The organism is Rhodococcus sp. IEGM 1351 (genome assembly GCF_030056875.1).
GTDB classification, from domain to species: Bacteria; Actinomycetota; Actinomycetes; order Mycobacteriales; family Mycobacteriaceae; genus Rhodococcus_F; species Rhodococcus_F opacus.
The window spans coordinates 1-14,410 of the sequence record NZ_JASHKU010000039.1; the positions used below are offsets into that span (position 1 = coordinate 1).

A 14,410-nucleotide genomic window follows, 5' to 3' on the forward strand; every position below is an offset into this window, starting at 1 on the left:
TCTTCGCTGCGCTCGTCATTCATCATCGCGTCCGTAAATAGCAGACACGCTCTAGTGCACGGGGCAGCGGTGTACGGGGGCCCGATCGGAGTACGCGTGAACGGAATTGCACCCGGCATCGTTCCGACCACCATCTTCGGAGCGTCCGGGCAGGCCGACATGATCCGTCGCGCAGGCACTTCACCGCTGCGGCGCCCCGGAACACCGGAGGAGATCGCTGGTTCTGTCGCGTTCCTCCTCAGCGACGATGCCACCTACATCACGGGCGAAATCCTGTCGATCGATGGCGGCGCCAATGTCCAGAACGCCAACCGCAATGCCGGAGGAGCGGGTCTCTGGGATGTCAGCATCACCGACGAGACGATCCTCCGCCGCCATCGAGACGAACACACAAACACTGCGCGGCGGTGACCGCCTAAGTCTGTCAGCACCCCACCGTCGAAGCACACTTTGCGAGCCTCTACCTCCCGTCCAGCCCTGGGACCATTTGTTGCCGCCCGACGTTCGTCATGGACGTCAGGGGGGCAATGGGCCGTTCTCGTCGCCGCATCCCCTTCGGAGAGGTCGACCACACTCCGGTAAGGACATCGGACTGGACTGCCACCCCTTGGTTGCCGTCGCGGCTGCTGCCCCGAATCCCGATTACGATATCGTTGGACGAACATGTCCGGATGCTTGTTCCGCGGGAGCCCGATATCAGTTCGAGAGTTCTTCTGGTGCATAGAATCCGGAGGTTCACTTCGAGATGGCAACCTCAAATTCCTTTGCACCAACCGCGATCAACTGTTCGACATCAGCGCCGACCCGCGGGAGCTGGCGGGCATCGCGACGAAGTACCCGACCGTTCCTGCTGATCTTTCCGGCCGCCGGGAGCGGATCAACTCAACCTTGCTGCGTACTCGATCATCCCATGACGTGGTGCGATTCATCGGTCCGGACACACCCTCGGGCGTGAACCACCCGAAACGGTCCACGCTACGGTCCGAAGTAGGTCGATCCGAACGGGAACCCGCCCTGCACCACGTACCGGGCTCCGCGTTGAACAGCTTGGCGCTATCAGAGAACCCATCACGAGCGATGACGACCGGCTACAACTCTCCGCCGTCCCCCGGGATATCCAGGCGCTGGGCGTGCTCTCGACGATTCAGCACACCTGGCGGCCAATAAACCGGCAGGTCGACCGCGACGAACAGCCGCGGAAAGGTCCTCAGCTGAGTTCTGTGGTTGCCTGTCGCAGGTTGATCAACGCATTCTCGCCGGCGCGGCGGATGTGTTCGGCGTATAGCTGCGCCGCCACCTCGCCCTCACCGCGCTGCAGTGCCTCTACGATGTTGCGGAGATCTTTGACTGCACCTGCGTGGCCTTCGGCGGACATCGCGGTGGCCCTCAGAATACGCACTCGGGCCTGGATTCCATCGGTGAGTTGATGGAGGACGGTGCTGGCCGCGCCTTCGATCAAGATGTCGTAGAAGCCGTCCTTTGCCTTGAGTACGGCGACGACATCGTCCCCACCTGCCTCGGTTACTTCGGCGAAGGTTTCGGCGGCAGCGGCCAGACGCATGATTTGCGACTTCGACGCGCGTTCAGCAAAACGACGAACGACCACAGCTTCAAGGGCCGCCCGGGCTTCGTAGAGGTCGCTCGCCTCGTCCGTCGACGGAGCACTGACGATCGCACCCTTCTGTGGGACAACCGTGACCAGCCCTTCCGAGGTCAGTTCACGAAGTGCCTCACGCACCGTCGTTCGCGAAACACCTAGTTGCTCGATGAGCTCTCGCTCCACCAGCCGCTGCCCCGGCTTGATCCTGAAGTCGAGAATGGCGGTCCGCAACGCATCGATGACCTGCTCACGCAGAGGTGCAGCGACCCGCCCGACAGGGCTCGACGTCCAGGCATCCGCCAGAGAATTCGTCGTACTGGACATAGCCCCGCCCTTCACCTACACAAGTTGTATTCGCGTCATACAATCAGCATCATCATAACCTATCGGCGCCACCGACCCGCTCGGCCGAACATGCCCACGCAACGGTCGTCTCACGTCGGGGCCCGTGCCCCGAAGAGTCGTGGACTCCATCGCGGCGAGGGTCGCATACCGTCGCCACGAGAGCGTCCGGCGGCGGGGCCTACCCGACACCGGACGCTCGGCAGCCTTCGAACCGCGATGTCTAGAAGGTGAGAGGCTGCCCGAAGTGGAACCGTGAGACTGCACCATAGGTGACATCCCATTGTGCAGCGATATGGGTACGATACATGGCCACATCCCGGTAGTACTTCTCCATCGGGGCTCCGAGCTTGGCGGAACTCGATCCCGCAGTGGTGAATGCCAGGTCTACCGCCTCGTTGGCCAGCTTGGCTGCCTGCTGCACGACGGCGCGCAACCGCGCGTCTTGTTCCGGGGTGAACTCCACCCCGGCCTCCTCCCATCGTCGCCCCAAGGCCGCGTACTGTCGAATTCCCGCGAGCAGAAGGGACTCGGCCGAATCGGTGAGCGCGAGCAGCTGCCCGAACCACCGGTGATACTCCGGTGCGTCGACACGCGGCTTGCGCGGAGGGAAACTCGTCGGGCGGGTTTCCATCAGGTTTTCGAACTCGTCGAATGCCGCCCATGCAGCACCGATCTGCGTGGCCACCAGCTCGGTGTTGAAGTACGTCATCGTGCGTCCGAGGTACATCGGATTCTTGTGCAGTTGGTAGCCAACCGTGCCCTCAGCGCCGAGGGAATGCTCACGGAAGTCGTAGGCCACGCTCAGGTGATCGGGAATGAAAGCGTTCTCAATGCGAACCGAGTTCGAACCCGACGCTCGCATACCGATCGTCTTGTCCCCGCCCCAGTCGTCGAGGATGGTGTAATCCGTCCTTGGAAGCGCGAACATTCGGGGGCCGAGGGAGTCTCCCGCTGACGTGAAGGATGGGGCAACGACGAGAACGTGTGTGCTCCACATCGATCCTGAGCAGTAGTCCCAGGTACCCGACAGTCGGAATCCGCCCTCGACCGCAGTTGCCTTGCCGGAGGGAATCGTTCGTCCGGGTGCGATGAAGGTCCCGTCACCGAACAACTCTTCCTGGCCTTGCTCGGTGAAGAAGGAGCCGACATGGAACGCGTGTCCGGCGCCGAGGACGAAGCACCATCCGACTCCGGGATCGCCTCGGGATATTTCGATTCCGACCCGCACGAAATCGTCGAGCCCCATCTCGAGGCCGCCGTACCGCCGAGGTTGCAGAATCCGGTAGAAACCTGCGGCGAGGAACTCCTCGTGCACTTCTTCCGTGTATCCCCCGAGCTGCTCGTGACGTGCCTGCATCTTGCGAAGACGCGGACGCATCTCCGCGGCGAGTGCGACCAACTCGTCCGGGCTGCGATCGACTCCCTGCGCTGCCTCCCCCGAGGGCGCCGAGGTGTAAAGGCTCGTGGTCATTGCTCGATCTCCCAACCGATTGTCATACAGTACGACCATAGTATCATTTTCGGAATGCGTCGTCAGTCTTCTGCGGTTGCGGTGCGCCGAAGCGCTGCGGTGGCCGATTCGTCGACCGTCAACCCCTCGGGATCGGTGTCGGGGTCCCCCACGATCACGACCGCGTAATCCCGTGCGGCACCGGCGACCGAGACATAGCCGTCCCGTACGTCGACCAGGACCTTGTTGGGATCGCGGCTGAGCGGATCGCCCCATCCCCCGCCTGCGTTGGTCAGATACCGAATCACCGAGTTCACGATCGACCGGTTCGCACCCGCACGGAAGGGATAAATGAACTGGCCTTGCTCCGACGGCAAGTTCGTGGTCGGGTCGATGACCCCTGCCCACGCCTCGCCACGGGCGAACGACTCCGGCGAGGTATCGGGGGGCGTGATCGCGCCATCGTCTCGAGGACCGAAGCTCCAGATGCCACCTCGTTGGCCGGCCCCGCCCCCGTGGACGCCGAAACCAGCGGAACTCTTGTAGCGCAACTCCGTCAGCGAGTGAGTGGCATCCTCCAGCCACAGCGTGTCGCGGATCATGCTGGCCCCTCCCCGGAAGTGGCCGGGGCCGGCGGAGTCGATTCGCGGCTCGTGTCGCATGATCACGGCCGGGCTATCCTTCTCGATCGCCTCGATTGCCGGGGCGACACCGTTCGCCTCGTAGGCCATGCACTGGGTGTCGGCGTCGCCGAACTGATTCGCGCCGTAGGGACCGATCTCCCCACCGCACTGCAGGGCAGAGACCCACGGGGTTCCGTCTGCGTGGGTGCCGAATGCGGTATGCAGGTCCGCGCTGCCACGGTCCCCGGCCAAGGCAGCCGGTCCGACGGCGTCCGCCAGCGCGCGCAGTAACGCACCGAGGATCGCCTGGGACTGCTCGAAGTACATGAAGACGCAGCCGTCCGGCGGCAGCGCAGACAGGAGTGTTCCCTCGGGTAGCACGATGTCGACGTCACGGTAGAGACCGGAATTGAAACGACCGTGCGGGTCAAAGAGGTACTTGAGGGCGATGCCCACGCTGGTCTTCGTATCCCACGCAGTGGCGTTGATCGAACTACGCGCCTGTCGCGAGGTGCCTGAGAAGTCCACTTCGATCCGGGTGGCACGTTTGCGTACAGCGACGCGAATTCGATAGTCCTCGGTGTCGTCGACGCCATCGCAGTCGATCTGTTCCGAGCCGTACCAATCTCCATCGGGCAGTTCCGCGAGCGATGTGGCCATTCGCTCGGCGCCCATGTCGCAGACGTACTTCATCGTCCCGTGCACGGCCGCGAGGCCATATCGCTCGATGGATTCGAGAACCAGCCGTTCCCCGAGCTCGAGGCTCGAGCACACCGTCAACATGTCCGGGTAGAGGATCTCGGCCATCCGCACATTGTCGAAAATGACGTTCCAGGATTCGGCGACTGGCTGTCCGGCGCGCATGAGCAGCCGCGGTGACAGGACAAGCCCGTTCTCGTACACGTTCTGCTTGGAGGCGCTGAACCCGCCTGGGACGGTTCCACCCATGTCGAGTTGGTGGGCATTGAGATTGACGAATGCGGCGATCTTGCCGTCGTGGAAGACCGGACGAACAAAGAGGAGATCGTTGTTGTGATTGCCGGTGCGATAGGGGTCGTTGGAGATGAGCACGTCCCCCGGACCCAGGTTCTCGGCACCGAATTCCTCGACGGTGTTGGCGACCGCATCGATGGTCGTGCCTGCCATCAGGACGATCCCGTTGCTTGCGGCCGGAACCTGATATCCGAGTGTCGGCGGGGCACTGACGGTGCACGCGAGGTCGTAGAAGTCCCGCAGGACCGGTGAGAATGCGCCCGTCAGCAACCGGACGCTCATGTGCTCGACCAGGTAGTCGAACCGATTGCCCAGCACGGTTGCGGTGTAGCGGTCGCAACCGTACCGGTCCGCGAATTCGCTCTCGTTCAGATCGCGAATGAGTTCGACTCGCACGGAATCTTTTTCGATCGCAATGGACATTAGTGGCCGCTCCTTTCGATGGTGATCTCTGCACATCGCCCGATGGTCGCTCGTTGGCCGGGCAGGATGTAGGTCGTTGAGAGGTCTTCCCGAATCACGGCCGGGCCCTCGAGTGTCGCGCCGACGGACAGCCGGTCCCGGAGGTACTCACGCGCCTGCACGGGGCCCTCGGCGACGTAGTCGAGAGTGATGAGCCGCTCCGGCTCGGCCGCGAAGGCGGCCTCTGCCTCGGCGCGCACGTATTCGACCTTGTCCGAGGGCACCACGAGTTCGACCCGGTAGGTGACTCCTTCGACAGGGATCTGGGCGAACCGGTTACCGTTCCGCTTCTCGTAGGCGTCGTGGAAGGCCTCGACGATGCGCTCGATCGACGTCGAGGTGATCTCCCCGTCCGGGATCTCGATGAAGGGGGTCTCCCAACTCTGCCCCACCAGGCGCCCATCGAAGCTCCGGCGGACGGTCAATCCGTCGGCGACCTCGCCGACTCGGGTCCGCAGGTGCTGCTCCATCTCGTCGAATACTGCGGCGATCTCATTTGCGCTGTCCGGGCTCAGCGTTACGTAGGCGCTGCGCGAGTCGTAGAAGACCTGATCGGTCGAGAGCAGACCCAACGCGGAGAACAGACCCGGGTACGGGGGGATCACGGCACTCTTCAGCGGCAGCAGGTCCAGGACGGCGGGGAGGAGCATCGGCCCCGCCGCGCCGTAGGACATGAGGGCGAAGTCCCGGATGTCGACACCGTGCCGCACCGCGACGTTGAGGACCTCTTCGGCCATGTGCGCCACTGCGAGCTGGTAGGCGGACCTGACCCGCGCCTCGAAGGTAACTGGGGTATCGAGCGCCGCGAATGCGGTCTCGGCAGCTAGCCTGTCGAGTTTCATCTCGCCGCCGGCGAATGTCTCACCGTCGAGTATGCCCATCAGCAGACACGCGTCGGTGACTGCGGGGATTGTTCCGCCGCGGCCGTAGCACGCGGGCCCCGGCTCCGCGCCCGCGGAGCCGGGGCCAACCTGGATTCCGCCGGACGGGGACACGGTGACAAGACTGCCTCCGCCGGCGCCGACACTCGAGACCTCGGTCGAGAGCGCGTTGATGATCAGATCGTGTTCGAGTTCGAAGGTGTTCTGAATGAATGGTTTCCCGTCGACGATCAACGACACATCGGTGGAGGTGCCGCCGACGTCAGCACACAGCAGATTGCGTTCGCCGATCGCTTCGCCCAGCCGGGCGCTCGAGATGGTTCCGGCTGCGGGACCGGCGAACACGATGCGGAAGGGTTTGTCGAGCGCTTCCTGCCAGGGCAGCAGGGTCGCAGCGCAGCCGGCGAAGTTCAGCTCGCCGTCGAATCCGAGTTCCCGCAGGTCTCGGTTCAGTTTGTCGGAGTAGTCGGTGAACAACAACTTCATGAAGACGTCGATGACCGTGGTCGATGCGCGGGCGTATTCCTTGGCCAGCGGCGAGGTCTCCGACGAGATCGACACCGGCACATGCGCTCCGAGTTCCTCGTGTACCAGCTCCCGCAGTCGGACCTCGTGTTCGGCGTTGACATAACCGTTGATCGTGCAGATGGCCACTCCCTCGACGTTGCACCGGCGCAACACCTCGAGCTGGGACCGTGCGTGATCCTCGTCCAGCGGGATCAGAATTGTGCCGTCGGCCTTGATGCGTTCCTTCACTCCACGCCGTAGGTACCGGGGAACGAGTGGTCGATTGGCATCACCGAACGACCGGCGCCATGCGGGGTCGGTTTGCGCGTCGAGCGGCTTGTGGACGTTGCCACGGTCGAGTACGTCGCGGAAACCGTCGGTCGTCACGTAGGCGATCTTGGGTAGTCGCCGCTCGATTACCGCGTTCAGCCCCATGGTGCTGGCATGGTTGAAAGTCGTACTCCCTGCAACCCCCAGTCGTCGTGCACCCTCAACTACGGGAGCAGCGGGGTCGGTACGACTGCTGGGCACTTTGGTTACGGAAATTTGGCCATCACGAACCGCCACGACATCTGTGAAGGTTCCGCCTACGTCAACGCCGAACATCGTCGAACTCCTTGAACTCTGTGGTCTGGTTCGTCGGCTCGCCGGCCTTCGACGGGGCATTCGTCACGAGCGGCGCGAACGCACCCAGGCGTGGTGCCGGGGTGCGGGCGAGGGAGTGCAGGCAGTCCTGGCACTTGACGACGTCCCACCAGCCTCCCTCGCTCAAGACGCGGTACTCGGCGACGAGGGTCGACGCGCACGCAGGGCACGCACGCGCTACCGCGGTCTTCACGGCGTGAAGATACGACTCTGTTGGACGTGGAAAGCTGTGCATTTCTTGCACTCCTTGGAACAGCGGGTGATTTTGAGAGGACCGGCCCGCGTCGGAACATGCCTGGCGGTCGACGTGCCTCGTGGTCGAGGAACGGATCCGGAGAAACACCTGAGGATGCGACACCCTCGCCGTCGGTGTTACCTGAGACACATCTTGCATCACACAATCGTCATACCGCAATACGAAGTTTGTTCACGGCGCGTGCGCGGCGATATGCGACCGGCCCGGTCCCGGACGCCTGGCATCCTGGACCGGGCCGGTGTGATCACGCGCGTAGCACGGCACCTACCGATCCACCTACTTGCACGAGTCGCTACAAGGCAGGGGTGCGGGTGTTTATTTCGCCAGCGCCGTCGCCTCGAGCTGCGAGGACGACGCGGTAGGTAGTCCGCGGATCAACACGAAGGTGGTGACAGCGGAAATGCCGAGTACCACGAGGAGGTAGAGGATGATGGAATACACGGTGCCCGTTTCGCGGAGCAGCAGGGTAGCGACCAGCGGACTGACCGCACTGCCGAGAACGTTCGATACCTGGAATCCGACCGACATTCCCGTGTATCGCACCTCAGGACCGAAAGCTCCTGCAAATAGGGCACCCTGGGCGCCGTATCCCAGGCTGAAGAACACACTCATGCACAGCAGGTAGCCGACGATCACCAGAGCGAGATTGCCCGACTGGACTGCCACGATCAGGAAGACCGCACCGACCATGGCGCCGAACACGCTGGTAGCCATCACCTTGGTGAAGCCGTACTTGTCGGCGAAGTACCCGCCGAGCGGGGTCGTGAGCAACTGGGCAACGTTGGAGATCAACACCGCAGTGAGCATCTCCGAGCGTGTGAATCCGACCGTGTCGCTCGTTCCGTAGCTCACCAAGAAGTTGATCGCGATCAGAGACAGGCTCCCGTAACCGAGGAATGCCCCGGCGACGAGGAAGATCTCGCGCTTGTTCTTGGCGAACACCTCGAGAATAGGGGCTTTGGCGACAGCACCTGCCTTTTTGACGTCGGTGAACTCTCCAGACTCGGCAATTCCTGCGCGGATCGCGAGCCCGATGATGACCAGAACCGCGCTGAGCAGGAACGGGATGCGCCAGCCCCAGGAATACAGTTGTTCGTCAGGTAGCTGCGCAACCCCCAGGAAGGCGAGGTTGCCGAGCAGGATTCCGGCCGGTGGCCCGGTCTGCGGAAGTGCGGCGAAGAAACCGCGGCGCTCCTTCGGTGACGTCTCGAAGGCCAGCAGGATCGCACCGCCCCACTCACCGCCGAAGGCGAAACCTTGGGCGAATCGCAGAATGATTAACAGCAGCGGTGCTGCGAAGCCGATCGCTTCGTAGCCCGGCAACAGGCCGATGATTACTGTGACCGCCCCCATGAGCCACAGGGACAGGACCAGCATCCGTTTCCGGCCGATGCGATCTCCGAAATGACCGAAGAAGATTCCGCCCAATGGGCGTGCGATGAACCCGACGGCGAATGTACCCAGAGCGAGAATCGATGCGATGAAAGGGTCGTTGTCGGCGAAGAAGACATTCGGAAAGACCAGCGCTGCAGCGAGACTGTAGATTGCGAAGTCGTAGTACTCGACGGTTGTGCCGATGAGGCTTGCTGCGCCCACCCTCGCGGGGGATGGTCGAGTCGAGCCGGATGTTTGTGTCATGTAGTCGGGCCTTTCGGGACGGATAGTGGCGGGGAGACGGGCCAAGTCGCGCGCGGGCGCGTACGGCTTCAGAAAACGAGGAGACCGCTGAGATCGCGTAGATCTCGCGAGGCGACGAGCGCGTCGTTTATCTGATCGAGGCGGTACCGGCCGGTAATGATCGGTTCCGGGTCCAAGAGTCCTTGCTCGAGCATGCGCACGTATCGAGGGACATCGCGCCGCATCCGAACGTTGCCATTCTGCGTAGAGATGATTGTCCGGCCTTGGACCGCGATGGTCGTCTGCACCAGCTCGACGGTGGTGCCGAGTGCTTTGACACCGTTGAGCACGACGGTTCCGGCCCGGCGAGCCAGCGCGACCGCCAGCACCTGCGACGCCGCAGGACCGGCTGCTTCGATCGCGTGGTCCGCCCCTCGTCCGCCGGTGTTGTCCTTAACCACTGCCACCGCGTCTTCGGCGTCGGGATCAACGGCGCTGGTGGCGCCCAGCTTGAGCGCCAGCGCTCGCCGTTCGGAGTTCGGATCGATCGCAAAGATCTGCTCGGCGCCCGCCAGTTTTGCCGCTTGGACCACCCATAGACCAAGATGACCGCACCCGACCACGGCGACACTCTCACCTGGCTGGACCTTCGCCGCATTGAATACCGAACCGAGCCCCGTCGTGATTCCGCATCCCATCAGGGACAGAACGTCGGACGGCAGGTCGGTGGCCAATTCGAAGATCTGGTTGGCGGAGATGTTCATCATTTCGGCATATCCCCCGACGTTCCCCGATGCGCGGATGGTCTCCCCGTCGCTGTCGGTGGCCACAATCGGGTATCCGCTCGGATTATCGAACAGTTCAGAGCACTGGTCCGGGCGGCCGGCCGCGCAATAGAAGCATGTGCCACACTCGGGGGTGCCGGGCACCAGGACGCGTTGTCCAATGGCGAATCCTCGTACTTGTGAGCCTATTTCGACAATCTCCCCGATGGACGCGTGCCCAAGGATGACCGGGGGCACCTTACCGAAGTTTCCGGCCCAGTTGGTGCAATCGGTGGAACAGAACGGGGTGGCGTGGGTTCGTACGAGAACGCGATCCGCTGCGGGCGGGTGGAAATCGAGATCCTCGACGACGAATGGCTCGGCGAGGGTGCGCAGGACTGCGGCCTTCATGAGACTCCTTCTGGATCGAATTGTATTGAGGCGTGAGCGCGTGGTCCGGTGCACTGCCGATCCGACGTATGTTCCGCCTCACACTTTGATAATGTATGACAGTATGATGATCCTTGTACAGGGATGTGCGCGAACAATCCGCAGCGACCCCTCCCGAGGGAGCTGCGCGATCACGAACATGTGGACAGCACCCAGAAGGGACGATTGATGAACACCGATCTCATCAGCAGCCTGCGCGGCGCCCGCCCGGGATACCACCCCGGCTGGGGTGGTCCGGAATATTCGGACTGGCAGGACGAACAGATGTCGTGGAAGTCGACCTGTTATATCGGCGATTGGTCGTTTCTCTGGGATGTCGTCGTGGAGGGCCCCGAAGCCCTGAACGTCTTCCGCGACACCTGCATCAACGGATTTGAGACATTCGAGATCGGCCAAGCCAAGCACATCGTGCAGTGCACCAGTGACGGCAAGGTCATCGGCGACGGAATCCTGATGCGACTTGCAGAGGATCGTTTCATCACCCAGGGCGTTCCGGCCCTGCACACCAGCTGGGTACTGAGCAAGGGCGGTTATAACGCCTCGTGGACACAGGCCGATCGGTGCAAACTACAGGTTTCCGGCCCCACCGCGTTAGCCGTGTGCCAGAAGGTGACCGGTGAGCCGCTCACCGACATCAAATTCATGCGCTTCGGCGACGTGACGATCGCCGGACATCCGGTATGGGCACTGCGTCAAGGGATGGCCGGTGAGGTGGGATTCGAATTTCACGCCGCGCAGGAGCATGCAGACGACATCATCGCTGCGGTCCTCGAAGCAGGCCACGAACACGGCATTCGCCGCCTGGGTCGTCGCACGGTGATGATCAATCACCTGGAGGCAGCTTTTCCCACCGGCAACTGGCACTACTTGAAGCAATCGTTTCATCCCGAACTGGCGGGCAGCGCCGAGTGGGTGCGCGAGCACTTCGATACCTACGGTCTGGTCTCGACCATCAGAGGAAGTTTCGACAGCGACGACGTCAACGACTACCTCCAGTCACCCGTCACCCTGGGGTGGGGCAAATCGATCCGGTTCGATCACGAGTTTGTCGGCCGGAAAGCGCTCGAGGCCGAGGTCGCTGCACCCACCAAGAAGCGGGTCACCCTCGAATTCGACAGCCAGGACATCGTCGACATCTACGCGTCGCTGTTCTCCGAGGGAGAGCCGTACGCGTTCTTGGACGTACCACACGCTCAGCGGTGGATCGCCTGGGCCGACAAGGTAATCGACGGCGATGGCAACACGGTTGGCCTGTCGAGCAGCCCCGGATACAGCTACTACTTCCGCAAGGTGCTCTCGATCGCATACATCGACGTGGCATTCGCCGAGGTGGGCGAAGAGCTGTCACTGATTTGGGGAGATCCGGGAACCCGGCAGAAGACTGTACGGGTCACGGTGGCTCCGGCTCCCTACAAGAAGGACAATCGCCGCTCCGATCTGAGCGCGATTTCCCCGTAGACAATCCGACCCGCAGTCCCTGCCCTAGTACGTGCAAGGACGCGTTCCACGTACACAAGCGCGTAGTGCACCCCTTATGGGAGGTGTCCCGCTTCACAAGACTGAAGGACACGATTCCGCGACAGAAGCGAGTGAGAAATGAGTATTTCGAACGCCATCGACTGTGCCCTCGAGCAACTACACAGGGGTAGGCCGGTTCTGATTCTGGATGAAATGGGCCCAGAGCGGGGAAGCCTCGTCGTGGCCGCGAGCACCGCAGAGACGCCGATGGCGGCCTTCCTGGTTCGCCAGACCACTGGCCTCCTGACGGTGGCGTTGCCGGAGACGGTGTGTGACCGGCTGTGGCTTCCCCCCATGTGGGGGACCGACCCCGTGGCTTCGTCTACGTTCGCGGTCGCCGTTGACCTAGCAGAAGGGGTCGGGACCGGAATATCCGCCGCCGACCGTGCTGCCACCGCCCGACGACTGGCGGACCCGAGTGCTCTCCCGTCCGACTTCACCCGTCCGGGGCATGTGCTTCCGGTCCGGGTCGCCGATTCTGTCCGCAGACGGGAGCGCGGCCTCGACATGCCGGGAGCAGCTCTCGAGCTCGCCGACGCCGCCACAGCGCGCCCGGCGGCACTACTCGCTGCGGTACCCAGCTTGTGGCACCCGGCCGATCTGGCCGATGAAGAGGAACTGGTGTTGTTCGCCGGGCAACACGACATCCCCGTCGTTGCGCTCGGTGACGTGGATCGGTGGCACCGCGGGAGCGTACCGAGCGGCAGCCTCGCTACGTGCACCGCAGGGAACACGTAGTCGAGCACGTACTTGTCACATGGCCGCGTGCTCGCCTGTGAAGGATGCTCGACTGAGCCGAACGTGGCTCTCGTCACAGGTCATTGCGAACTGTGACCGAACGGAAGCAATTCATCTGCACCGGAACACGTTCGGATCAATCCGCTCAAATTTGGAGAAGACATGACCACGAACCCCCTCCTCGGTTTCCTGCGCAATGCCCCGGCCACCTACCACCCCGGATGGGGCGGACCCGAGTACTCGGACTGGCAGGACGAGCAGATGTCGTGGAAGACCACGTGCTACCTGGGCGACTGGTCGTTCCTGTGGGATCTCCAGGTCGACGGTCCGGACGCGCTCAAGCTCTTCCGTGACTCGTCGATCAACAGCTACGAAAACTTCCCCATCGGAGCGGCGAAGCATCTGGTCCAGTGCAACGAAAACGGGAAGGTCGTCGCCGAAGGGGTGCTCATGAGGCTGGGCGAGCAATCGTTCGCCACGCAGTCGGTCACCGCCATGTGGACGGCATGGCTGATTCACACCGGCGACTACGACGTGACCTACACCAAGCCCTCCCGGTTCCAGTTCCAGGTTTCCGGTCCGAACGCGCTGGCGGTGTGCCAGAAGGTGACGGGCGAGAGCCTCACGGATCTGAAGTTCATGCGTTTCCGCACCGTCACGATCGCGGGGGTAGAGGTACAGGCACTGCGGCAGGGCATGGCCGGCGAGATCGGCTTCGAATTCCACGGCGACGCCGCCCACAGCGAGGCCGTCCGGTCGGCGATTCTCGAGGCCGGCGAGGACTACGGCATCCGCCGACTCGGGCGCCGCACCGCCATGATCAACCACCTCGAAGCGGCATTTCCAACCGGTGGGTGGCACTACCTGTCAGATCTGTTCGCCGACGGCTTCCTCGAGTGGATGAACGCCGAGTTCGACCTGTTCGGACTCAGCGGCAAGCTCGGTGGCAGCTACGACAGCGACAACCTCGATGACTACCTGCTTTCCCCGGTCGCACTCGGATGGGGAAAGTCGATCAAGTTCGACCACGAGTTCACCGGACGTGCGGCACTCGAAAAGGAAGTCGAGCACCCTACCAAGGTCCGTGTGACGCTCGAGTTCGACAAGAACGACGTGGTCGACATCTACGCATCCTTGTTCGACGAGGGCGAGCCGTACCAATTCCTCGACATTCCCCATCAGCAGCGCTGGGTCGCATGGGCCGACACCATCCAGAACGCCGACGGCGAAACCATCGGTCTCTCCTCGGTCCCCGGATACAGCTACTACTTCCGGAAGGTGATCACTCTCAGCTTCATCGATCCCGCGTACAGCACACCGGGCACCGAAGTCTTCGTGCTCTGGGGCGACCCCGGCTGCCCGCGCCAGAAGCTCATCCGGGCCACGGTCGCATCCGCGCCGTACAAGAAGGACAACCGTCGAACTGAGCTCGACACACTTGTTCCGTCATCATGACGACCCTGAACTACGTACGCGCATTCGCAACACGTAGTTCGGTACGTAATTTCCACGTGCCACTTTATGACGACAGTCACCACACTTGATGTCATCTGTTCGCAAG

The 14,410-nt window shown here is 62.8% G+C and carries 11 protein-coding genes; 4 read left to right on the top strand and 7 right to left on the bottom strand.

What is annotated here, in order from left to right; translation table 11 throughout:
• Window positions 1-96 precede the first annotated feature (96 nt).
• Window positions 97-411, top strand: a complete 315-nt coding sequence (locus QM806_RS37540) for an SDR family oxidoreductase (RefSeq protein WP_502943952.1) — start codon at window positions 97-99, stop codon at window positions 409-411.
• 796 nt (window positions 412-1,207) lie between these two features.
• Here the strand turns inward: QM806_RS37540 and QM806_RS37545 are convergent.
• The 7 genes from QM806_RS37545 to QM806_RS37575 form a co-directional block, all read right to left on the bottom strand.
• Complete coding sequence (locus QM806_RS37545) at window positions 1,208-1,924, bottom strand: GntR family transcriptional regulator (RefSeq protein WP_283294767.1); 717 nt, start codon at window positions 1,922-1,924, stop codon at window positions 1,208-1,210.
• Window positions 1,925-2,165: 241 nt separating this feature from the next.
• Complete coding sequence (locus QM806_RS37550) at window positions 2,166-3,416, bottom strand: acyl-CoA dehydrogenase family protein (protein WP_283294769.1); 1,251 nt, start codon at window positions 3,414-3,416, stop codon at window positions 2,166-2,168.
• Between the two features lie 62 nt (window positions 3,417-3,478).
• Window positions 3,479-5,434, bottom strand: a complete 1,956-nt coding sequence (locus QM806_RS37555; RefSeq protein WP_120660931.1) for a hydantoinase B/oxoprolinase family protein — start codon at window positions 5,432-5,434, stop codon at window positions 3,479-3,481.
• Entirely contained in the window at window positions 5,434-7,527 is a 2,094-nt protein-coding gene (locus QM806_RS37560) for a hydantoinase/oxoprolinase family protein (RefSeq protein ID WP_349307620.1), read from the bottom strand. The genes QM806_RS37555 and QM806_RS37560 overlap by 1 nt, the downstream gene beginning before the upstream one ends.
• Window positions 7,454-7,699, bottom strand: coding sequence for a hypothetical protein (locus tag QM806_RS37565; protein ID WP_206033287.1), 246 nt, complete (start codon window positions 7,697-7,699; stop codon window positions 7,454-7,456). Before QM806_RS37565 ends, QM806_RS37560 begins: the two co-directional genes overlap by 74 nt.
• Before the next feature lie 378 nt (window positions 7,700-8,077).
• Window positions 8,078-9,400 (bottom strand): MFS transporter, encoded by a 1,323-nt coding sequence (locus QM806_RS37570; RefSeq protein ID WP_133984173.1) that lies wholly within the window; start codon window positions 9,398-9,400, stop codon window positions 8,078-8,080.
• A gap of 68 nt (window positions 9,401-9,468) precedes the next feature.
• Window positions 9,469-10,554 carry a zinc-binding dehydrogenase gene (locus QM806_RS37575; protein WP_283294777.1) on the bottom strand — a complete coding sequence of 362 codons (1,086 nt, stop codon included), beginning with the start codon at window positions 10,552-10,554 and terminating at the stop codon, window positions 9,469-9,471.
• Window positions 10,555-10,761: 207 nt separating this feature from the next.
• Here QM806_RS37575 and QM806_RS37580 point away from each other — a divergent pair, with 207 nt between their 5' ends.
• From QM806_RS37580 to QM806_RS37590, 3 genes are all read left to right on the top strand, one after another.
• Complete coding sequence (locus tag QM806_RS37580; RefSeq protein ID WP_283294778.1) at window positions 10,762-12,051, top strand: hypothetical protein; 1,290 nt, start codon at window positions 10,762-10,764, stop codon at window positions 12,049-12,051.
• Between the two features lie 138 nt (window positions 12,052-12,189).
• Complete coding sequence (locus QM806_RS37585; RefSeq protein ID WP_120660926.1) at window positions 12,190-12,849, top strand: 3,4-dihydroxy-2-butanone-4-phosphate synthase; 660 nt, start codon at window positions 12,190-12,192, stop codon at window positions 12,847-12,849.
• Between the two features lie 162 nt (window positions 12,850-13,011).
• Window positions 13,012-14,304: an aminomethyltransferase family protein gene (locus tag QM806_RS37590; RefSeq protein ID WP_120660925.1), complete on the top strand. Its 1,293-nt coding sequence runs from the start codon at window positions 13,012-13,014 to the stop codon at window positions 14,302-14,304.
• Window positions 14,305-14,410: the final 106 nt, after the last annotated feature.